The organism is Haematobacter genomosp. 1 (genome assembly GCF_002196855.1).
Taxonomy (GTDB): domain Bacteria; phylum Pseudomonadota; class Alphaproteobacteria; order Rhodobacterales; family Rhodobacteraceae; genus Haematobacter.
In genome coordinates this window covers 125,930-145,866 of sequence record NZ_NIPW01000006.1, presented here as the reverse complement: position 1 = coordinate 145,866, position 19,937 = coordinate 125,930, and the positions used below count along the sequence as shown (strand labels likewise).

Genomic DNA, 19,937 nt, shown 5'->3' with positions numbered 1-19,937 from the left:
ACTACAGCCGCCCCGACAGATGCGCGTCGAGGTCGGAGAGCCGGTCCTGCCCCCAGAACATCTCCTCGCCGACTATGTAGAAAGGAGCGCCGAAGACGCCCCGGGATACGGCTTCCTCCAGATTTCTCGCATAGGTTTCCGCTCCCACCAGCAGGCCCTTGTCGGCCAGTGCGGCGTCAAAGCCGTGGCGGGAGAGTTCGTCGCGGATCACGTCATCCTCCGCGATGTTCCGCTCCTCCGCCCAGCAGGCGGCGCAGAACCCGTGAACGAGACCTCCCAGATCGCCTCCGCCAGCAGATTGCGCCGCGATGATCGCATAGGCGGAAGGCGCGGCGTTCACGGGCCAGAAACGCGGCTGGAGATGGATCGGCAGCCCGGCCTTCGCCGCCTGCCGCCGCAATTCCTGCAACCGGTAGGCCTGCCGCGCCGGGTGACGTTGCGGCAACGCCAGCCCGCCCGTGCGGGGGAACAGTCCGCCGAGATCGACCGGTTTATAGGCGATGGTCGCGCCGTGGCGGGCGGCGATCTCTTCCAGGCGCAGGCCCGCGAGGTAGGTATAGGGCGAGGCCGTCGAAAAGAAGTAGTCGATCTGCGTCATGAACCGTCCCCCCGCGTGTTGGCGCGAGCGTAGCCCGGTGATAAGCGGTGTCAATATCGCGAATCCGGCCTCCCGCCGATTGTAGCAAGGATCCCGTCATGGCTGCCATGAATGAGCCGAAACTGATCTCCGGCAACGCCAACCGCTCGCTCGCCTCCTCCATCGCACGTCGCATGTCGATGCACCGCGGCATGACCGTCGGGCTCGTCGATGCGCGGGTGGAGCGCTTCAACGATCAGGAAATCTTCGTCGAAGTCTATGAGAACGTCCGTGGCGAGGACATGTTCATCATCCAGCCGACCTCCAACCCGGCGAACGACAACCTGATGGAGCTGCTCATCATCACCGATGCGCTCCGCCGCTCCTCCGCCGGACGGATCACCGCCGTGGTCCCCTATTTCGGCTATGCCCGACAGGATCGCCGCACCAAGGCGCGCACGCCGATTTCCGCGAAGCTGGTCGCCAACCTGCTGACCGAGGCCGGGATCGAGCGCATCCTCACGCTCGACCTGCATGCGGCCCAAATTCAGGGCTTTTTCGACATCCCGGTGGACAACCTCTATGCCGCCCCGGTGTTTGCTCTGGATGTGGAGCACAATTTCCGCGGCCGGATGAACGAGATCACCGTGGTTTCGCCCGATGTCGGCGGCGTGGGCCGCGCGAGGGAGCTCGCCCAGCGGATCGGCGCCAACCTCGCCATCGTGGACAAGCGGCGCACCAAGCCGGGTGAGGTCGCCGAAATGACCATCATCGGTGAGGTGGAGGACCAGATCTGCCTTATCATCGACGATATCTGTGACACGGCCGGAACGCTGGTGAAGGCGGCTGACCTGCTTCTGGAGAATGGCGCGAAGGAGGTCCACGCCTATATCAGCCACGGGGTGCTGTCCGGCCCCGCGGTGGAACGGATCACCAATTCCGCCATGAAGAACCTCGTCATCACCGATTCCATCGAGCCGACGGCGGCGGTGAAAGCGGCGCATAATATCCGCATCGTGCCCACCGCGCCGATGTTCGCGCAGGCGATCCTGAACATCTGGAACGGGACATCGGTGTCCTCGCTGTTCGACACCAATACGCTGGTGCCGATCTATGAGGGCATGTATCCGCGCTGACGGCGCGGCCTTCGGGAGAGGGATCGGACCTCGCTTCGGCGCGGTCTTTTTCATGCCGGTGAAAGGTTTTTATACCGGCGAAGGGCTTTCATGCCGGCGAAGGCTGGCGCATGAAAAAAGCCGGCATCGCTGCCGGCTTTCCCGCATCTCATGGAGCCGCCGCTCAGTGGCGGATCAGATCCTTCAGCGCCTTGGTATCGGCGACCAGCTTTTCCGTATTCGCCTTTTCCTCGGGCGGCGCGCTGTCGGCAAGGCTCTCAGCCTCGAGCACCAGTTGGTCGATCACGCTGGAGGTCACCTCCGTAATCGGGATCGCCTTCTCCGCCAGCACAGAAACCGCGCCCGCGTTGATCTCGGCAAAGCCCCCAGTAACGACGAAACTCGCCGCGCCTTTCGGACCTTCGACCCGGACGATGCCGGGACGAAGCGTGAGGATCAGGGGGGCGTGCCCCGGCATGGCCGTAAGCTCTCCCTCCGATCCGGGGATGGTGACCGCCGTGGCGGCAACGGATGTCAGCATCCGCTCCGGCGCCACGAGGTCGAACTGCATCGTATCGGCCATGTCAGCTCCCTCAGGCCGCGGCCGCAGCGAGACGCTCGGCTTTCGCCTTCACTTCCTCGATGTCGCCGACCATGTAGAAGGCCGCTTCCGGCAGGTGATCGTATTCGCCCGCGACGACCGCCTTGAAGGAGGCGATGGTCTTGTCGAGCGGAACCTGCACGCCGGGCGAACCCGTGAACACCTGCGCCACGTCGAAGGGCTGCGACAGGAAGCGCTGGATCTTCCGGGCGCGGGCCACGGTCAGCTTGTCCTCCTCCGACAGTTCGTCCATCCCGAGGATGGCGATGATGTCCTGCAGCGACTTGTAGCGCTGAAGGATCCCCTGCACGGCGCGGGCGGTGTCGTAGTGATCCTGCCCCACCACCTGCGGATCGAGGATCCGGGAGGTCGAGTCGAGCGGGTCCACCGCCGGGTAGATGCCCAGCTCCGAGATGGCGCGGGACAGCACCGTCGTGGCGTCGAGGTGGGCAAACGACGTCGCAGGTGCCGGGTCGGTAAGGTCGTCGGCCGGCACGTAGATCGCCTGCACCGAAGTGATGGACCCGGCGCGGGTCGAGGTGATCCGCTCCTGCAGCGCACCCATGTCGGTGGCGAGCGTCGGCTGATAGCCCACGGCGGAGGGGATGCGGCCCAGCAGCGCCGACACTTCCGAGCCCGCCTGGGTGAAACGGAAGATGTTGTCGACGAAGAACAGCACGTCCGAACCCGACTGGTCACGGAACTGCTCCGCGATGGTCAGACCGGTGAGCGCCACGCGGGCACGGGCACCCGGCGGTTCGTTCATCTGGCCATAGACCAGCGCCACCTTGGACTCTTCGAGCTTGTCGATGTTGATGACGCCCGATTCGATGAACTCATGGTAGAGGTCGTTGCCCTCGCGCGTCCGCTCACCCACGCCGGCGAACACAGAATAGCCCGAGTGCACCTTGGCGATGTTGTTGATGAGTTCCTGGATGAGCACCGTCTTGCCGACGCCCGCACCGCCGAAGAGGCCGATCTTGCCGCCCTTCGCATAGGGGGCCAGCAGGTCGATGACCTTGATACCGGTGACGAGGATCGCCGATTCCGTGGACTGGTCCTCGAAGTCGGGCGCAGGCTGGTGGATGGCGCGGCGCTCGGTCGCTTCGACCGGACCCTTCTCGTCGATCGGCTCGCCGATGACATTCAGGATGCGGCCGAGCGTGCCGTCGCCGACGGGCACCGAAATCGGTGCGCCTGTATCGCTCACCGGCTCGCCGCGGACGAGGCCTTCCGTCGCATCCATCGCGATGGTGCGCACGGTGTTCTCGCCAAGGTGCTGAGCCACTTCCAGAACGAGGCGCTTGCCGTTGTTGGTCGTCTCCAGCGCGTTCAGGATCGCCGGGAGCGCGCCGTCGAACTGCACGTCCACGACAGCGCCGATGACCTGCGTGACTTTGCCTTGTGACATTGGTTACTCCGGTCGTTAGAGCGCTTCGGCGCCCGAGATGATTTCGATAAGCTCTTTGGTGATCGCAGCCTGCCGGGAGCGGTTGTACTGGATCGTGAGCTTGTTGATCATGTCCCCCGCGTTGCGGGTCGCGTTGTCCATCGCGCTCATCCGCGCACCCTGCTCCGAGGCTGCGTTCTCAAGCAGCGCCGTGAAGATCTGGGTCGCGATGGAACGCGGCAGCAGATCGGTCAGGATACCTTCCTCGGACGGCTCATACTCATAGAGCGACGAGGCGGATGTGGCGGGCGTTTCCTCGAACGAGGCGGGGATGATCTGCTTCGCCGTCGGCACCTGGCTGATGACCGACTGGAAACGGTTGTAGAAGATCGTCGCCACGTCGAATTCGCCGTTCTGGAACCGCGTCATGACCTGACGCGCGATGTCGTGGGCGTTGACGTAGCCGAGTTTCTTCACCTCCGACATATCGACATGCCCGACGAGATACTGCCCGTAGTCGCGGCGGAGCTGTTCGCGCCCCTTCTTGCCCACGGTCAGGATCTTCACTGTCTTGCCCTGCCCGATCAGCGTGTCGGCACGGAGCCGCGCCAACCGGACGATGGAGGAGTTGAAGGCACCGGCAAGGCCACGCTCCGAGGTCATGACGACCAGGAGGTGGACCTTGTCCTGCCCCGTTCCGGCGAGCAGCCGCGGCGCGCCAGGCGAGCCCGCGACCGACCCGGCGAGGCCCGCGATGACCGAGTTCATCCGCTCCGCATAGGGGCGGGCGGCTTCGGCGGCTTCCTGGGCGCGGCGCAGTTTCGCCGCCGCGACCATCTGCATGGCCTTGGTGATCTTGCGCGTCGACTTGACGCTGCTGATCCGGTTCTTGAGGTCCTTTAGGCTCGGCATCTATCCGTCCCTGCTCCCCCGCCCTTAAGCGAAGTCTTTGGCAAATTCAGTGATCGCGGCCTTGATCTTGGCTTCGAGCTCGTCCTTCACCTTGCGGTCGTTGACGGTGATGTCGTCGAGCAGCGCGCGGTGATTGGTGCGCAGATGGCCCAGCAGGCCCTTCTCGAAGGCACCGACCTTGCCAACCGGGATCGAATCCAGGAAGCCATGCGTCCCCGCATAGATCACGCAGACGATCTCCGCGTTGGTCAGCGGCGAATACTGCGGCTGCTTCATCAGCTCCGTCAGGCGGGAACCGCGGTTCAGCAGCTTCTGCGTGGAAGCATCGAGGTCGGAGCCGAACTGGGCGAAGGCCGCCATCTCGCGATACTGCGCGAGTTCCAGCTTCACCGGGCCCGCGACCGATTTCATGGCATTGGTCTGAGCAGCCGAGCCGACGCGCGACACCGAGAGGCCGGTGTTCACCGCCGGGCGGATGCCCTGGTAGAACAGTTCCGTCTCAAGGAAGATCTGACCGTCGGTGATGGAGATCACGTTGGTCGGGATATAGGCCGACACGTCGCCCGCCTGGGTTTCGATGATCGGCAGCGCCGTCAGCGAACCGGCGCCAAAGGCATCCGACATCTTCGCCGAGCGTTCCAGCAGACGGGAGTGGAGATAGAACACGTCGCCCGGATAGGCTTCGCGTCCCGGCGGACGGCGCAGCAGCAGCGACATCTGACGGTAGGAAACGGCCTGCTTGGAGAGGTCATCATAGATGATGAGCGCGTGACGGCCGTTGTCGCGGAAGAATTCCGCCATCGCGGTCGCCGAATAGGGCGCGAGATACTGCATCGGCGCGGGATCGGAAGCGGTCGCGGCGACGACGATCGTGTATTCGATCGCACCGCTCTCCTCGAGCTTCTTCACCAGCTGCGCCACGGTCGAGCGCTTCTGCCCGATGGCGACGTAGATGCAGTAGAGTTTCTTGGATTCGTCGGAACCGGCAGCCTCGTTGTAGGACTTCTGGTTCAGGATGGTGTCGAGCGCCACGGCGGTCTTGCCGGTCTGACGGTCGCCGATGATGAGCTCCCGCTGACCGCGGCCGATCGGGATCATCGCGTCGATCGCCTTGAGGCCGGTGGCCATCGGCTCGTGCACGGACTTCCGCGGAATGATGCCGGGAGCCTTCACATCGGCCACGCGGCGCTCGGAGAAGTTCAGCGCGCCCTTGCCGTCGATCGGGTTGCCGAGACCGTCGAGCACGCGGCCCAGCAGCCCCTCGCCCGCGGGCACGTCCACGATGGATTTCGTGCGTTTTACGGTGTCGCCCTCGCGGATGCCGCGGTCGTCACCGAAGATCACGATACCGACGTTGTCGACTTCGAGGTTCAGCGCCATCCCCTGGATGCCGCCGGGAAACTCGACCATCTCCCCCGCCTGCACGTTGTCGAGGCCATAGACCCGGGCAATCCCGTCGCCAACCGACAGGACGCGGCCGATTTCCGCCACTTCGGCTTCCTGGCCGAAATTCTTGATCTGCTCTTTGAGGATCGCGGAGATCTCAGCAGCTTGGATACCCATTATCCGACCTCTTTCATTGCATTCTGGAGTGCCGAGAGCTTCGAGCGGACCGAGGTGTCGATCATCTTCGAGCCCAGCTTGACGACAAGACCACCGATGAGCGTGTCATCCACGGTCGTATTGATCAGAACCTTGCGCCCGTCCGCCTTGGCGGTGAGCACGGTTTCGAGACGTTGCACCTGATCCTCGGTGAGCGGCTGGGCGGAAATCACCTCAGCAGTCACCTCGTTCTTGGCGCGCTTGATCATGTCCCGAAGCTCGGTCACGAACTGGGGGAGCGTGAACAGCCGCCGATGATCCGCCATGAGGCCCAACGTGCGCGACATCACATCCGTGAGACCGGCCTTGCCCGCGACGGCCATCACCGCATTCTTCTCCGCGTCGCGCGAGTAGAGGGGCGAGGTAATCATGGTTCGGAAATCGGCGCTTTCCTTAAGAATCGCGTCGAGAGTGCCGATATCGGCCTCCAACGCATCAAGCGCGTTCTGCTCTTGTGCCAGTTCGAAGACGGCCGTCGCATAACGCGCGGCGATACCGTATGAAATCGAAGCAGGTTCGGCCACGTCCACCCTTCCGATGCTGTGACCCCTCACCGGCGCAGTGCGGGAAAAGCACGCGGGTCCGGGGCCGTCCAAGGCGCACGCACGGCGCGGCCCAAATCCGGGGTTGCGTGTAGCAGACCCCTTCCGCGCTCGCAACCGTGTTGGGCCGAAGGAGACACCCACAAAAGGCTTATTTCGGGCCTTTAGCGCCAACATCTGGCAAGGTTGCCACAGCTCTGTGCAACCTGTGACTTAAGCGGGCTCCGCGCCTGCGACGGGACCGGGCTGGGTTGCCCCCTCCAGCACGCGGAGCGGCCGGCGGACCATCTGCCTCAGGCCCGGACGGGTGGGGGCATAAACCTGCTTCGACGCCTCCACGATATGTACGCCGCCCGAAAAGACGGACGAAAGCCGCCGCCCCGTCCCCTCCCAGAAGTCTGAGGTGCGCAACCAGAATCGCCGGGGAGATGGCGGGGTGTAAAGCGAGGTGACGTAGCGTTCGGGGGTGAAAGCGTGGCGCTTGAGCTGCGACTCCAGCTGGCGGAGCGAATAGGGACGGCCGAAACCGAAGGGCGTCGAATCCGTCCGGGACCACATGCCGGACCGGTTGGGCACGACGAAGATCGCACGCCCCCCCGCCCCCAGCACCCGCCAGCACTCCTCCAGAAGCTCGGACGGGTAGTCCGTCGTCTCCAGCCCATGGAGCAGGAAGAGCTTGTCCGCGATGCCGGTGGGGAGTGGCCACTGCGTCTCCTCGCAAAGCACGGAGACGTTCGCCTCCCCCCGCGGCCAGGACATCACGCCCTGCTGACCCGGCATCAGTGCGACAATCCGACGCGCCTTGCCCATGTAGGGTCGCAGAAGCGGCGCGGGAAAGCCGAATCCCACCACCGTCTGGCCCTGAGCCTCCGGCCAGAGCTCAAGGAAGCTCTGCCGCAGGCTCCGCTGCGCAACCCGGCCGAGGCCGGTGCGGTAATAGAAATTACGCAGTTCCAGCGCGTCCAGGTGCATTGTCTCCGCGGTATCAGCGATTAGCTTGGCCATGACCCGCAAGATAGCCGAGCCGCAAGGAAACACCATGACCCTCGACATCGTCACCATCCCCTGCCTGAGCGACAATTACGCCTACCTGCTGCACGACACCGCGACCGGCGACACTGCCGTGGTGGATGTGCCGGAGGCCGCGCCGATTCTCCGCGCCCTTGAGGAGCGGGATTGGCGGCTGGGCACGATCCTCCTCACCCACCACCATCCCGATCACGTTCAGGGGGTCGATGAGCTTCGGGCCGCCACGAAGGCCCGCGTGATTGGCGCCGCCGCCGACCGACACCGGCTCCCCGCGCTCGACACTGCGGTGACGGAGGGCGACACGGTCCGGGTCGGCGGGGAGGACGGCCGGGTGATCGATGTCTCCGGCCATACCGTGGGACATGTCGCCTTCCATTTCCCGCAGACAGGGGCGCTCTTTTCCGCAGACAGCCTCATGGCCTGCGGCTGCGGGCGGCTTTTCGAGGGAGCGCCTGCTATGATGTGGGAAAGCCTGACGAAGCTCATCTCATTGCCGCCCGAAACGCGCGTCTATTCCGGCCACGAATACACGACGGGCAACATCGCGTTTGCGCTAACCATTGAACCTGAGAACGGAATGCTTAGATCGCGACAGACCGAGGTGGCGGCTCTGCGTGCGCGAATGCAACCGACCGTACCCTCGACGCTCTCGGAAGAACTCGCGACCAATCCTTTCCTGCGGCCCGGCGAGGCCGGCATCAGACGCCAGCTCGGGTTCGGGAGCGATGCAGAAGATGCGGAAGTTTTTGCCGAAATCCGGCGCAGAAAGGACGCATTCTGAGCGATTCCGGGACGACCGGTCATCCGGTCGGGACATGGGAGGAGCCTTTCCGATCACATTTGTCGCAACTGCGCGCGGATCGGGCGGAATCTCACAGAAAAAACTTGAAGCGCGGCCTCGAACACCGAACTTTAAGGATATGGGGACACGGTTGGAGCGGGGTCCGCCCCACCTCCGACCCTCAAGGACAGGAGCACGGCCCGTGCCTTCTTTTTCGACCACCCTCGAGCAAGCAATCCATGCTGCGCTGGCGCTGGCCAACGCGCGGCGCCACGAACTCGCAACGCTGGAGCACCTGTTGCTGGCGTTGATCGACGAACCCGACGCCTCCCGGGTGATGAGGGCCTGCAGTGTCGATCTTGAGGAACTCCGCCGGACGCTCACCGACTTCATCGACGATGATCTTTCGACCCTCGTGACCGATATCGAAGGCTCGGAGGCGGTGCCGACCGCGGCCTTCCAGCGCGTGATCCAGCGTGCGGCGATCCATGTCCAGTCCTCCGGCCGGACAGAGGTGACGGGGGCGAATGTCCTTGTCGCGATCTTTGCCGAACGCGAATCGAACGCGGCCTTCTTCCTGCAGGAGCAGGACATGACCCGTTACGACGCGGTCAATTTCATCGCCCATGGCGTGGCCAAGGATCCCTCCTTCGGCGAGACGCGCCCGATCACCGGAACCAGCGATCATGAGGAGGAACAGAACACGTCGTCCCAATCCGGTTCCACCTCGGGGAATTCCGGGGGTGAGTCGCGCGAATCCGCGCTTGCGAAATATTGTGTTGACCTGAACGCCAAGGCGCGGAAGGGCGATGTCGATCCGCTGATCGGCCGGGAGGGGGAGGTGGAGCGCTGCATCCAAGTGCTCTGCCGCCGCCGCAAGAACAACCCGCTTCTCGTGGGGGATCCCGGAGTCGGCAAGACCGCCATCGCCGAAGGACTCGCCTGGAAGATCGTCGAAGGGGAGACGCCGGACATTCTGGCCTCCGCCACGATCTTCTCGCTCGACATGGGCGCGTTGCTCGCCGGAACCCGCTACCGGGGGGATTTCGAAGAGCGCCTGAAAGCTGTGGTCAAGGAGATGGAGGATCACCCCGACGCGATCCTGTTCATCGACGAAATCCATACGGTGATCGGCGCGGGCGCCACCTCCGGCGGCGCGATGGATGCCTCCAACCTGCTGAAGCCCGCGCTTCAGGGGGGGCGGCTGCGCTGCATGGGCTCCACCACCTACAAGGAGTTCCGCCAGCATTTCGAGAAGGACCGGGCGCTGTCGCGGCGTTTCCAGAAGATCGACGTGAACGAACCGTCGGTGCCCGACACGATCAAGATCCTGATGGGCCTGAAACCCTATTTCGAGGAGCATCACGACATCCGCTATACCGCGGATGCCATCAAGACGGCCGTGGAGCTGTCCGCGCGCTACATCCATGACCGGAAACTGCCCGACAAGGCGATCGACGTGATCGACGAGGCAGGTGCCGCTCAGCACCTGCTGCCCGAGTCACGCCGCCGCAAGACGATCAACGCCAAGGAAATCGAGGCCGTCGTGGCCAAGATCGCCCGGATCCCCCCGAAAAGCGTCTCCAAGGACGATGCAGAGGTGCTGCGCGACCTGGAAAAGACCCTCAAGCGCGTGGTCTTCGGTCAGGACAAGGCGATCGAGGCGCTCTCCTCCGCGATCAAGCTGGCCCGCGCGGGCCTGCGGGAGCCGGAGAAGCCCATCGGCAACTACCTCTTCGCGGGTCCGACCGGCGTCGGCAAGACGGAGGTCGCCAAACAGCTCGCCAATACGCTTGGCGTGGAACTGCTGCGCTTCGACATGTCGGAATACATGGAGAAACATGCGGTTTCCCGGCTGATCGGCGCGCCTCCGGGCTATGTCGGCTTCGATCAGGGCGGCATGCTGACCGACGGCGTGGACCAGCATCCGCATTGCGTGCTGCTGCTGGACGAGATGGAGAAGGCGCACCCGGATGTCTACAACATCCTGTTGCAGGTGATGGATCACGGCAAACTCACCGACCACAATGGCCGGCAGGTGGACTTCCGCAACGTGATCCTGATCATGACCTCGAATGCCGGGGCCTCCGAACAGGCGAAGGCGGCCATCGGTTTCAACCGTGACCGTCGCGAAGGTGAGGATACGGCAGCCATCGAGCGGACCTTCACGCCGGAATTCCGCAACCGTCTGGATGCGGTGATCTCCTTCGCACCGCTGCCGCGTGAGGTGATCCTGCAAGTCGTTGAAAAGTTCGTTCTGCAACTCGAAGCCCAGTTGATGGACCGTGGGGTGCATATCGAACTGACACCAGCCGCCGCTGACTGGCTGGCCGAGAAGGGTTACGACGACAAGATGGGCGCGCGTCCCCTGGGTCGGGTGATCCAGGAGCACATCAAGAAGCCGTTGGCGGAGGAGTTGCTCTTTGGTCGGCTCGCCAAGGGCGGCGTGGTCAAGATCGCGGTCAAGGACGACACCATCGCCCTGGAGATCGAGGAGCCGTCGCGCCCCCGGCTCACGGGCAACAAGCCGCCGCTTCTGACGGCAGAGTAAGCCGGATCTTCATGAAAGGCCCCGCTGTGCGCAGCGGGGCCTTTTCTTTGCTGCGCTTGGCAGGCTGCTGAAAAAGCCCTGAAATGTCCTGTTCCGCAAATCGGGAAATCGGCTCCTGGATGATCAGAACCGTTTGAATTCTTCTTTGGATTGCGAACGATCACCGCCTCAACGCAGACCTGAACGCCTTTTCAGCAGTCCGTGGAGATGTCTAAATCTCCCTTGGTGAGGATCCGCAGCGCAACACCCTACACGACCGGCACTTTCGTGAAAGAAGCGCTATCTTGTTGCTGGCGCGCGCCTCCAAACGTCAGGCCCACCCGAAATCACCCCCACGGGTTCAACGCTCGGTCAGTTTCAACTCGATTCGGCGGTTCTGCGCCCGCGCTTCGGGTGAGTTGCCGCTCGCGACGGGGCGAAATTCACCAAATCCCGTCGCGGCCAGACGTTCGGGTGGGAATCCCAGATCGTTGACCATGTAGCGCACGACAGACAGGGCTCGGGCCTGACTCAGCTCCCAGTTGTCGCGAAACTGTCCCGTCCCCGACAGGGGCGTATCGTCGGTATGGCCATCCACCCGAAGGATCCAGTCGATGCCCGGCGGAATTTCATTCGAGATATCCTTCAGAATCGAGGCGACCCCGGCGATCTGCGAGCGTCCTTCGGGCGCAAGGGTATCCGAACCCGGCTGGAACAGCACTTCGGAAGAAAAGACGAAGCGATCCCCCACGATCCGCACGCCATCCCTTCCCTGCAGAACATCGCGCAGCTTGCCAAAGAACTCCGAGCTGTAGCGTTCCAGCCGTTCGGCTTCCGCCGCAAGCCGGGCCCGCTCCGCCGCTTCGAGTTCCGCCCGCCGCCGCTGTTCTTCAGCGACCTGCGCCAGCGCGACGTTGAGCTGACCCCCAAGCGTTTCGATACGCACATCCGCCTCACGCGTCTTCTCGCCGGAGGCATCGAGCACGGCCTGCAAGGAGCCGAGTTGTGCGCGCAACGCCGCCACCTGTTCATTCAGGGCGGCAAGCCGGCGGGCATCCTCGGCTCCCCGTGCCTGCTGGCCTGCCAGCGCGGAATTGGCGGCGGCAAGCAGACCCGCGCGCCGCTCGGCTTCGGTGAGTTCCCGCGTCGCATCCGCCTTCGCCGTGTCGCGCGCGGCTTCCGCGGCGGCGAGCAGGGTCAGCGTTTCCTCTGCCCGTTTGCGCTGCTCCTCCAGGGCGAGGGTCATGGCCGTCAGTTCCGCGTCGGCATTCTTCAACCGCTCACGAAGCGCCGCGGCGGCCTCCGACTCCGTCAGGCGCTGGACCTCCGCCTCCGACAGGCGGGCCGCATCCGCCTCTCCCTTTGCCCGAAGATCGGCAACAAGCGCCTCCAGCGCCTCCCGCCGGGCAGCCGCCAGCCGGGCGGCCTCCTGCCCCGCATCGACCTCCTGCCGGGCCTGTGCGAGCGCGAGATTCAGCGCCTCCTGCGCGGACAGAAGCTCCCGCTTCTCGCCCTCCGCCGTTGCGAGCGAGGTCTGCGCCCGATCCCGCGCTGCGATCAGCGCGGCGACCTGCGCCTCGAAATCGGTGATACGGCCAGTCGCAGCGTCCAGTGCCCCCTGCCGCTCCGCCAGTGTGCCTTCAAGCACCTGCCCCCGGCGTTCGGAAATGTTGAGTGCGCGCGACAGTTGGGCCACTTCGCCCGTCAGCGCCTCCAGCTCGGAATCCTGGCTGCTCACCCGATCCTGCAACACGAACATCACGATCATGAAGATCGACAGCACGAACATGATGACCATGAGGAGCGAGGTCATCGCGTCCACGAAACCCGGCCAGACGTTGGTTTCAAATCGTGTGCGCCCGCGCGAGAACGCCATCACCCCCTCCGCTGGTCGGAGCCTAGACCCCGCACCGCCGATGCGAGTGCGGCAAGGTCGCTGCGGAGATCATAGAGCGTCTCCTGCCGCCCCGCGGACAATTCTTCGAGAATCTTCAGAAGCTGCACGTCCATGGACCGCAGCCGCATACGGCTTTCGGCATCCAGCGCGCCGGTTTCCTCACGCTGGGCAAGGGCGCCGACCAGCCGCTCCTGCCCCTCCGTCAACCGGGTGAGCGCGCCCATCGTGCCCGCCTCCCCCTCCAGCTTGCGGGTCAGGCGATCCACGGATTCGGCCAGCAGCCCGATACGCTGGTCGAGCAGGCTCCGCCGCTGCTCCGCCTGTGCGTAAAGCTGGGTCAGTGCATCCATCTGGTCCGACAGGTGGTCGATCAGACCCCCCACGGCCTCCTGGCTGATGGAGCCGTCGTCGCCGGAGGCGATCCCGATGCGCGTCATGGAGGAGAGCCAGTCCTCAAGCTCGCTGTAAAAGCGGTTCTGCCCGTGGCTGGCAAAGATCTCCAGAAGCCCGATGACCAGCGACCCCGACAGGCCGAGCAGCGAGGATGCAAACGCCGTCCCCATCCCGCCAAGCTGCGAGTTCAACCCCTGCATGAGCCGGCCGAACACCGCGAGGCTCTCCTCCCCCGGCTGGGGGCTGAGTGCGCCGATGGTCCGCACGACCGCGGGAACCGTCGTGGCGAGGCCGAAGAAGGTGCCGAGCAACCCCAGAAAGATCAGCAGGTTGCCAAGATAGCGGGTGATGTCCCGCATCTCCTCCATCCGCGCGCCGACCGATTCCAGAATGGAGCGCGCGGAGGTTGAGGAGAGCTGAAGCCGCCCCGCTCCCGGCGTGCGCTGCCCCAGAAGCGTGGCAAGCGGCACCAGCAGCTTCGGCGGGCGGGAGGCGACGTAGCCCGGGCGGTTGTGCGCAAATCCCTCGATCCAGTTCACCGCCGCCATGAGCTGACCCACCTGCCAGAAGCAGGCCACCACCCCGACGACGAACACGAACAGGATGGAGCCGTTCAGCCAGACGTTCGCGCGGAAGACCTCCGACACCTCCCGGTGGATCATCCACGCGCCCGCCGCGACCAGCAGCAGCGCGATGACCATGAACAGAACCTGCCGGACCGGCTGGGAAAAAACGGTATCAACCTCTCGGGTCGGGCGGTTCATTGCAATCCGTTCACATGACGTTCGATTTCGGGGGAGAATGACGTGCCCGGCCCGCGATGCCAACAGGCAAGACGGCTGATGCCGCGGGCCATTACGCCGCCGTTGCAGAATAGCCGGTCAGCGAACCTGACGCTTCTCCAGCTTGCGCGCCAGCGTCCGGCGATGCATCCCCAGCCGCCGCGCGGTTTCCGAGATGTTGAATCCCGTCGCGACCAGCGTTTCGTGGATGCGTTCCCATTCCAGCGTCTTGATGGAGGAGGGCTGGGTGGACAGCTCCACCCCCGGATCCCCTGTTCCGCGCACGAAGGCATCGAGGATTTCATCGGTATTCGCGGGCTTCGTCAGGTAGTGGCAGGCGCCCAGCTTGATCGCTTCGACCGCTGTCGCGATGCTGGCGAAACCGGTGAGGACGACGATCTGCATCTCCGGGTCACGGCGATGAAGGTGATCGACACAGACAAGGCCCGAGCCGCCGGAAAGCTTGAGATCCACCACGGCGCGGGCCGGCCGATGCGCCGCGAGCACCTGCTCCAGATCCTCCATCCCGTGCGAGTGGAAGACGGTCATGCCGCGCCGCTCCAGCGATTTCTTCAGGGTCGCCGCAAAATCGGGGTCATCCTCGATCAGAAGGATCGTCTCCTCCGTCCCACTCCCCGTCTGACCAGTCTCCGTCATTGTCATCCTCGTCCTCGGCGCTGAGGAGATGCAGGGGCAACCGCAAGGTCACTTCCGCCCCGCCCTCCGGCCGGTTCCCGGCGGATACCGATCCGCCGAGCTTGCGTATGGCGTTCACCACGAGGAACAACCCCAAGCCACGCCCTTGCCGTCCCTTGGTGCTTTGATAGGGCCGGCCGAATTCGTCAAGCATCTGCGATGAAAAACCCTGACCGCGGTCCGTGACACGAAGCAGCAGCATCGCCCCCTCCCGCCGCACGTCGAGGCCGACCCAGTCGGGCGAGGCCTCCACCGCATTGTCGAGCACGTTCATCACGATCTGCCGAAGCGTCGCATCGGATACGATGCCCACATCTTCGCCGAAATCGTTGTGACGCTCCAGCATGACGCCGGGATGCGCGGATTGCCAGTCGCGCGAGATGCGGGCAACGAAGCTGTGAACGGTGGTCAGTTCCGTTCCCTCGCCCCGCGCGGCGCCGGAGGTCATCAGGATGCCGGTGATGATCGCCTTGCAGCGATCGACCGAACTGCGCATCGTCTCGATCTCCTGCTGGAGTTCGGGATCGTCGGAGAGCTTTGGCATCCGCCGCCAGTCCCCCAGAATGACGGAGATGGAGGCAAGCGGCGTAGAGAGTTCATGCGCCGCACCGGAGGCCAGAAGCCCCATGCGGACGATGTGGTCCTCCTCCGCCGCCTGCTGGCGAAGGCGGGCCACGCGGGCATCGCTCTGCCGCAGGTTCGCGGCGACCCGCGTCAGGAAGGCGACGACAAGCACCGCATCCAGCGTAAGACCGACGAACATGCCCGCGACGTAAAGCTTGAAGAAGGACGGTCCGTCCGGGGGCAATCCCAGCGGCCGGTGCAGCACGATCAGCAGCGCAAAGAGGCAGCTCGTCAGCGCGACGAGAAACCACCCCGCCGGAGGCCGGAGCATCATCGCCCCCAACGCCACCTGCACCACGTAAAGCGTGACGAAGGGATTGCTGGCCCCGCCGCTGAGCGCGAGCTGCGCCGTCAGCGCCAGCACGTCGAGCGTCAGCGCCATGAACACCACGCGCCCCGGCACACGCTCCGCCCGGCGGAGCCAGAGGATGGTCGCGGCGTTCAGCAGGACGAGGCAGGCCACGACCGCCGACATCGGCACGAGCGGCAGTTGCACCCGCAGGAACCACGCGGCAAAGGCGATGGCGACGATCTGGCCAGCCACGGCGATCCAGCGAAGCTGGATCAGCAGCCACATGTTCTTGCGCGCGGTGGGCGGGCTGGCGGCGGGCGGCCTCACGCCCGCCTCCGCCTTCCGGCTTCATGCCGCAGGACGAAGATCGTGCAGCCCGCCATTCCGATCGCCAGCGCGAACCATGTCAGTGCATAGCTGAGGTGGTTGTCGGGAAAGCGCACGACGGTCAGTCCGCCGACCGGCAGGCCGCCGGGGTTCGGCGTGGCGTCGGCGTCGATGAAGTAGGGGGCAACCGTCCCGCTCAGGCTGCGGGCAGCCGCAATGGCCGACACGTCGCGCGAATACCAGCGGTCGCCCGCCGGATCGTTGGACCGCAGGAACCCGCCCCCCGGTTCCGTCAGTCGCAAAAGCCCGGTGACCGTGGTGCGGCCCGCGATCTCTCCCTGCTCCCGGCTGGCCGCGTCCCGCCGATCGGAGGGGACGAAGCCCCGGTTCACCACGACCGTAAAGCCCTGATCGGTCGCAAGCGGGGTCATCACCCAGAAACCTCCGCCCAGAGCGGTCAGCGCCTGCACCAGCGTCTCGCGGCTGTGATCGAAGGTGCCGGTGACTGTCACGCGGCGGTATTCGTCCGTATCGGCGCCGACGGGCCAGGCCTCCGGCCCGGGTGCCGCGACCGGAGCGGCATGGATGCGGGCATCCACCCGCGCCACAAGGCCATGCTTCCATGCCCGCCGCTCCACCTGCCACCAGCCGAGCGCGAGGAGGCACACTGTCAGCACGAGACCGATGGCGGCGATCACCCCCATCCGCAATGGCGAACGGGGCGCCCTTTCGGTATCGCCCCGTCCCGGTTCCACGTCATGACCCTTGGCGGTCACATCGTGCTCATGTTGTGCATCTCCGGCATCATGTTCGTGTTCAGGTGATACATCACCCACAGCGAACCGGAGAGCGTGATGATCACCAGAATAAGGGTGAAAATCAGCGCCAGCATCGTCCAGCCGCCCTGCGACCGGGTGTTCATGTGCAGGAAGTAGATCATGTGGACCACGATCTGCACCACGGCAAAGGCCATGATGACAATGCCAGTCGTCCGCGGGTTGGGGATCACCTCGCCCATCACCAGCCAGAACGGGATCGCCGTCAGGATGACCGACAGGATGAAGCCGGTCATGTAGGATCCGAACGAGCCGTGATCCTCCTCCTCATCCGGGTGATCGTGGAGGTGCTGCTGGTGCGACCCCTGCGTCGCGTGCGCGGTATGGAGAGGCGTGTAGTCTTTGCTCATCTCAACATCCCCATAAGGTAAACGAAGGTGAAGACCCCGATCCAGATCACGTCGAGGAAGTGCCAGAACATCGACAGGCAGGTGAGCCTGCGACGGTTCGCGGCGATCAGCCCCTTCCGGCGCACCTGCGTGACCAGCACCACCAGCCAGATCAGGCCGATGAACACGTGAAGACCGTGCGTGCCGACCAGGGCGAAGAAGGCCGACAGGAAGCCCGACCGCTGCGGGCCCGCACCCAGGTGGATCATGTGGTGGAACTCGTAGAGTTCGATGCACAGGAAGGCCAGCCCGAACAGCCCCGTCACGATCAGCCAGTTGATGACATGGCGGCTGTGCCCCTTCACCATCGCCAGCATCGCGAAGCCGTAGGTGATGGAGGAGAACAGCAACATGGAGGTGTTCAGCGCCACCAGCGGCAGGTCGAACAGGTCGCGCGGACCCGGCCCGCCGGCGAAGTTGCCACCGAGCACGCCGAAGCAGGCAAAGAGCACCGCGAAGATCAGGCAGTCGCTCATCAGGTAGATCCAGAAGCCGAGCATGGTGCTCGCGCCTTCGGGATGCTCATGCGGGTCGAGATCGAAGAACTCCGGCGCCTCGCCCGCGGTCTTTGCAGTCATGGTTGTCATGGAACTGTCTCTCCAGGCTCAGGCTCGGGCTCGGGCGAGCTGCCGCGTCCGGTCCGCTTCCGTCGTGCTCACGTGCGCGGCGGGAATGGTGAAGGTCTGGTCGTAGCGGAAGCTGTTGGCGATCGCGACCCAGAACACGCCGACGAGGCAGAGCGCGGCCAGCCACCAGATATACCAGATCATCGCCAGACCGAGCACGGTGCTGAGCCCCGCGATGATGATGCCCGCCCCCGTGTTGCGCGGCATAAGGATATCGCGGAACCCTTCGACCGGGCGGCGGTAGCCCGCCTCCTTCATGTCCCACCACGCATCGAGATCGCGCACGACAGGCTGGAAGGCGAAGTTGTATTCCGGCGGCGGCGACGAGGTCGCCCATTCCAGCGTGCGCCCGTTCCAGGGATCACCCGACACGTCGCGAAGCTGATCGCGCCGCAGGATGGAAACACCGAACTGGATGAACATCGTCAGGATGCCGAGCGCGATGAGCGCCGCACCGACCGCCGCGATCTGGAACCAGATCTGCAGCGAGGGGTCATCGAACACCCGCATCCGCCGTGTCACCCCCATGAGGCCGAGGATGTAGAGCGGCGTGAAGGCGATCCAGAAGCCCGGCACCCAGCACCAGAAGGATACCTTGCCCCAGAACGGGTCGAGCTTGAAGCCGAAGGCCTTGGGCCACCAGAAGTTCATCGCCGCGAACAGGCCGAACAGCACGCCGCCGATGATCACGTTGTGGAAGTGCGCGACGAGGAAGAGCGAGTTGTGCAGCACGAAATCCGCCGGCGGCACGGCCAGAAGCACGCCCGTCATCCCGCCGATCACGAAGGTCAGCATGAAGGCGATGGACCACATCATCGGCAGTTCGAACCGGATCCGCCCCTTGTACATGGTGAACAGCCAGTTGAAGATCTTCGCGCCCGTCGGGATGGAGATGATCATCGTGGTGATCCCGAAGAAGGAGTTCACCGACGCGCCCGACCCCATGGTGAAGAAGTGGTGAAGCCACACGAGGTAGGACAGGATCGTGATGACCACCGTCGCATAGACCATAGACGTATAGCCGAAGAGCCGCTTGCCGGAGAAGGTGGACACCACCTCGGAGAACACGCCGAACAGCGGCAGGATCAGGATGTAGACCTCCGGGTGGCCCCAGATCCAGATCAGGTTCACATACATCATGGCGTTGCCGCCGAGATCGTTGGTGAAAAAGTTCGTCCCCACGTAACGGTCGAGGGTCAGCAGCGTCAGCACTGCCGTCAGCACCGGAAACGCCGCGACGATCAGCACGTTGGTGCAGAGCGAGGTCCAGGTGAAGACCGGCATTTTCATCATCGTCATACCCGGCGCGCGCATCTTCACGATGGTCGCGATCAGGTTGACGCCGGAAAGCAAGGTCCCCACACCCGCGACCTGAAGGCCCCAGATGTAGTAATCCACCCCGACCCATGGGCTGTAGGTGATCCCCGACAAGGGGGGATAGGCCAGCCAGCCGGTCTGGGCATATTCACCCACGAACAGCGACACCATGGTGATGATCGCCCCGCCCGCCGTCATCCAGAACGAGAAGTTGTTCAGGAACGGGAAGGACACGTCCCGCGCGCCGATCTGCAGCGGCACGACATAGTTCATCAGCCCCGTGACCATCGGCATGGCCACGAAGAAGATCATGATGACCCCGTGCGCGGTGAAGATCTGGTCGTAGTGGTGGGCGTTCAGATAGCCCTCCGATCCGCCGAAGGCCATGGCCTGCTGGATCCGCATCATCACCGCATCGGCAAATCCGCGAACGAACATGATGAGGCCCAGGATCATGTACATGATCCCGATCTTCTTGTGGTCCACCGTGGTGAACCATTCCTTCCAGAGATAGCCCCACAGCTTGAAATAGGTGAGCGCGCCGAGAAGCGCGATCCCGCCTATCGCCACCGCGACAAAGGTCGCGACGACGATTGGCTCGTGCAGCGGCAGGGCCTCCCAGGTGAGGCGGCCGAAGATGAATTCGGAGAGCGGCATACCAAACATCGGTCAGTCCTGT

The 19,937-nt window shown here is 64.4% G+C and carries 18 protein-coding genes; 3 read left to right on the top strand and 15 right to left on the bottom strand.

Going from position 1 to position 19,937, the window contains the following annotated elements; genetic code table 11:
- Position 1: 1 nt before the first annotated feature.
- Positions 2 to 598 (bottom strand): 2-hydroxychromene-2-carboxylate isomerase, encoded by a 597-nt coding sequence (locus CDV49_RS04215; protein ID WP_088214318.1) that lies wholly within the window; start codon positions 596 to 598, stop codon positions 2 to 4.
- Between the two features lie 98 nt (positions 599 to 696).
- Between CDV49_RS04215 and CDV49_RS04210 the strand changes: the two genes are divergently transcribed.
- Complete coding sequence (locus CDV49_RS04210) at positions 697 to 1,713, top strand: ribose-phosphate pyrophosphokinase (RefSeq protein ID WP_035744902.1); 1,017 nt, start codon at positions 697 to 699, stop codon at positions 1,711 to 1,713.
- A 163-nt stretch (positions 1,714 to 1,876) separates the two neighbouring features.
- Here the strand turns inward: CDV49_RS04210 and CDV49_RS04205 are convergent, their stop codons facing one another.
- From CDV49_RS04205 to CDV49_RS04180, 6 genes are all read right to left on the bottom strand, one after another.
- Positions 1,877 to 2,275 (bottom strand): F0F1 ATP synthase subunit epsilon, encoded by a 399-nt coding sequence (locus tag CDV49_RS04205; RefSeq protein WP_088214317.1) that lies wholly within the window; start codon positions 2,273 to 2,275, stop codon positions 1,877 to 1,879.
- 10 nt (positions 2,276 to 2,285) lie between these two features.
- The gene (gene atpD, locus CDV49_RS04200; protein WP_088214316.1) at positions 2,286 to 3,704 is read right to left on the bottom strand and encodes a F0F1 ATP synthase subunit beta; all 1,419 of its coding nucleotides are present in this window, start codon (positions 3,702 to 3,704) and stop codon (positions 2,286 to 2,288) included.
- Between the two features lie 15 nt (positions 3,705 to 3,719).
- Complete coding sequence (locus CDV49_RS04195; protein ID WP_088214315.1) at positions 3,720 to 4,595, bottom strand: F0F1 ATP synthase subunit gamma; 876 nt, start codon at positions 4,593 to 4,595, stop codon at positions 3,720 to 3,722.
- A 24-nt stretch (positions 4,596 to 4,619) separates the two neighbouring features.
- Positions 4,620 to 6,158 (bottom strand): F0F1 ATP synthase subunit alpha, encoded by a 1,539-nt coding sequence (gene atpA / locus CDV49_RS04190; protein ID WP_035744890.1) that lies wholly within the window; start codon positions 6,156 to 6,158, stop codon positions 4,620 to 4,622.
- A complete protein-coding gene (locus tag CDV49_RS04185; protein WP_088214314.1) occupies positions 6,158 to 6,727 on the bottom strand; it encodes a F0F1 ATP synthase subunit delta in 570 nt (189 codons plus the stop codon). The genes atpA and CDV49_RS04185 overlap by 1 nt, the downstream gene beginning before the upstream one ends.
- 225 nt (positions 6,728 to 6,952) lie before the next feature.
- Positions 6,953 to 7,711 carry a methyltransferase domain-containing protein gene (locus tag CDV49_RS04180; RefSeq protein ID WP_088214313.1) on the bottom strand — a complete coding sequence of 253 codons (759 nt, stop codon included), beginning with the start codon at positions 7,709 to 7,711 and terminating at the stop codon, positions 6,953 to 6,955.
- Between the two features lie 67 nt (positions 7,712 to 7,778).
- Here CDV49_RS04180 and gloB point away from each other — a divergent pair, with 67 nt between their 5' ends.
- Positions 7,779 to 8,549: a hydroxyacylglutathione hydrolase gene (gloB, locus tag CDV49_RS04175; protein WP_088214312.1), complete on the top strand. Its 771-nt coding sequence runs from the start codon at positions 7,779 to 7,781 to the stop codon at positions 8,547 to 8,549.
- A 202-nt stretch (positions 8,550 to 8,751) separates the two neighbouring features.
- Positions 8,752 to 11,100, top strand: coding sequence for an ATP-dependent Clp protease ATP-binding subunit ClpA (gene clpA, locus CDV49_RS04170; RefSeq protein WP_088214311.1), 2,349 nt, complete (start codon positions 8,752 to 8,754; stop codon positions 11,098 to 11,100).
- 340 nt (positions 11,101 to 11,440) lie between these two features.
- On the opposite strand, the gene CDV49_RS04165 is transcribed toward clpA, so the two are convergent.
- The 8 genes from CDV49_RS04165 to cyoB form a co-directional block, all read right to left on the bottom strand.
- Positions 11,441 to 12,955, bottom strand: a complete 1,515-nt coding sequence (locus tag CDV49_RS04165; protein ID WP_088214310.1) for a peptidoglycan -binding protein — start codon at positions 12,953 to 12,955, stop codon at positions 11,441 to 11,443.
- Positions 12,955 to 14,133 (bottom strand): biopolymer transporter ExbB, encoded by a 1,179-nt coding sequence (locus CDV49_RS04160; protein ID WP_088214309.1) that lies wholly within the window; start codon positions 14,131 to 14,133, stop codon positions 12,955 to 12,957. The genes CDV49_RS04165 and CDV49_RS04160 overlap by 1 nt, the downstream gene beginning before the upstream one ends.
- Before the next feature lie 117 nt (positions 14,134 to 14,250).
- Complete coding sequence (locus CDV49_RS04155) at positions 14,251 to 14,808, bottom strand: response regulator transcription factor (RefSeq protein WP_035744874.1); 558 nt, start codon at positions 14,806 to 14,808, stop codon at positions 14,251 to 14,253.
- On the bottom strand, positions 14,747 to 16,090 hold the full coding sequence (locus tag CDV49_RS04150) for an ATP-binding protein (RefSeq protein ID WP_218821882.1): 1,344 nt from the start codon (positions 16,088 to 16,090) through the stop codon (positions 14,747 to 14,749). Before CDV49_RS04150 ends, CDV49_RS04155 begins: the two co-directional genes overlap by 62 nt.
- On the bottom strand, positions 16,087 to 16,866 hold the full coding sequence (locus tag CDV49_RS04145) for an SURF1 family protein (RefSeq protein WP_256947231.1): 780 nt from the start codon (positions 16,864 to 16,866) through the stop codon (positions 16,087 to 16,089). The genes CDV49_RS04150 and CDV49_RS04145 overlap by 4 nt, the downstream gene beginning before the upstream one ends.
- On the bottom strand, positions 16,863 to 17,276 hold the full coding sequence (gene cyoD / locus CDV49_RS04140; RefSeq protein ID WP_088214307.1) for a cytochrome o ubiquinol oxidase subunit IV: 414 nt from the start codon (positions 17,274 to 17,276) through the stop codon (positions 16,863 to 16,865). The genes CDV49_RS04145 and cyoD overlap by 4 nt, the downstream gene beginning before the upstream one ends.
- The gene (gene cyoC / locus CDV49_RS04135) at positions 17,273 to 17,902 is read right to left on the bottom strand and encodes a cytochrome o ubiquinol oxidase subunit III (RefSeq protein WP_088214306.1); all 630 of its coding nucleotides are present in this window, start codon (positions 17,900 to 17,902) and stop codon (positions 17,273 to 17,275) included. The genes cyoD and cyoC overlap by 4 nt, the downstream gene beginning before the upstream one ends.
- Before the next feature lie 18 nt (positions 17,903 to 17,920).
- Positions 17,921 to 19,924, bottom strand: a complete 2,004-nt coding sequence (gene cyoB / locus CDV49_RS04130) for a cytochrome o ubiquinol oxidase subunit I (RefSeq protein ID WP_088214305.1) — start codon at positions 19,922 to 19,924, stop codon at positions 17,921 to 17,923.
- Positions 19,925 to 19,937: the final 13 nt, after the last annotated feature.

Bases quoted from the DNA above. Each gene is read 5' to 3' on its own strand.
- CDV49_RS04215 (WP_088214318.1), bottom strand. From the start codon at position 598: ATGACGCAGATCGACTACTTCTTTTCGACGGCCTCGCCCTATACCTAC.
- CDV49_RS04210 (WP_035744902.1), top strand. From the start codon at position 697: ATGGCTGCCATGAATGAGCCGAAACTGATCTCCGGCAACGCCAACCGC.
- CDV49_RS04205 (WP_088214317.1), bottom strand. From the start codon at position 2,275: ATGGCCGATACGATGCAGTTCGACCTCGTGGCGCCGGAGCGGATGCTG.
- atpD (WP_088214316.1), bottom strand. From the start codon at position 3,704: ATGTCACAAGGCAAAGTCACGCAGGTCATCGGCGCTGTCGTGGACGTG.
- CDV49_RS04195 (WP_088214315.1), bottom strand. From the start codon at position 4,595: ATGCCGAGCCTAAAGGACCTCAAGAACCGGATCAGCAGCGTCAAGTCG.
- atpA (WP_035744890.1), bottom strand. From the start codon at position 6,158: ATGGGTATCCAAGCTGCTGAGATCTCCGCGATCCTCAAAGAGCAGATC.
- CDV49_RS04180 (WP_088214313.1), bottom strand. From the start codon at position 7,711: ATGCACCTGGACGCGCTGGAACTGCGTAATTTCTATTACCGCACCGGC.
- gloB (WP_088214312.1), top strand. From the start codon at position 7,779: ATGACCCTCGACATCGTCACCATCCCCTGCCTGAGCGACAATTACGCC.
- CDV49_RS04165 (WP_088214310.1), bottom strand. From the start codon at position 12,955: ATGGCGTTCTCGCGCGGGCGCACACGATTTGAAACCAACGTCTGGCCG.
- CDV49_RS04160 (WP_088214309.1), bottom strand. From the start codon at position 14,133: ATGAACCGCCCGACCCGAGAGGTTGATACCGTTTTTTCCCAGCCGGTC.
- CDV49_RS04155 (WP_035744874.1), bottom strand. From the start codon at position 14,808: ATGACGGAGACTGGTCAGACGGGGAGTGGGACGGAGGAGACGATCCTT.
- cyoD (WP_088214307.1), bottom strand. From the start codon at position 17,276: ATGAGCAAAGACTACACGCCTCTCCATACCGCGCACGCGACGCAGGGG.
- cyoC (WP_088214306.1), bottom strand. From the start codon at position 17,902: ATGACAACCATGACTGCAAAGACCGCGGGCGAGGCGCCGGAGTTCTTC.
- cyoB (WP_088214305.1), bottom strand. From the start codon at position 19,924: ATGTTTGGTATGCCGCTCTCCGAATTCATCTTCGGCCGCCTCACCTGG.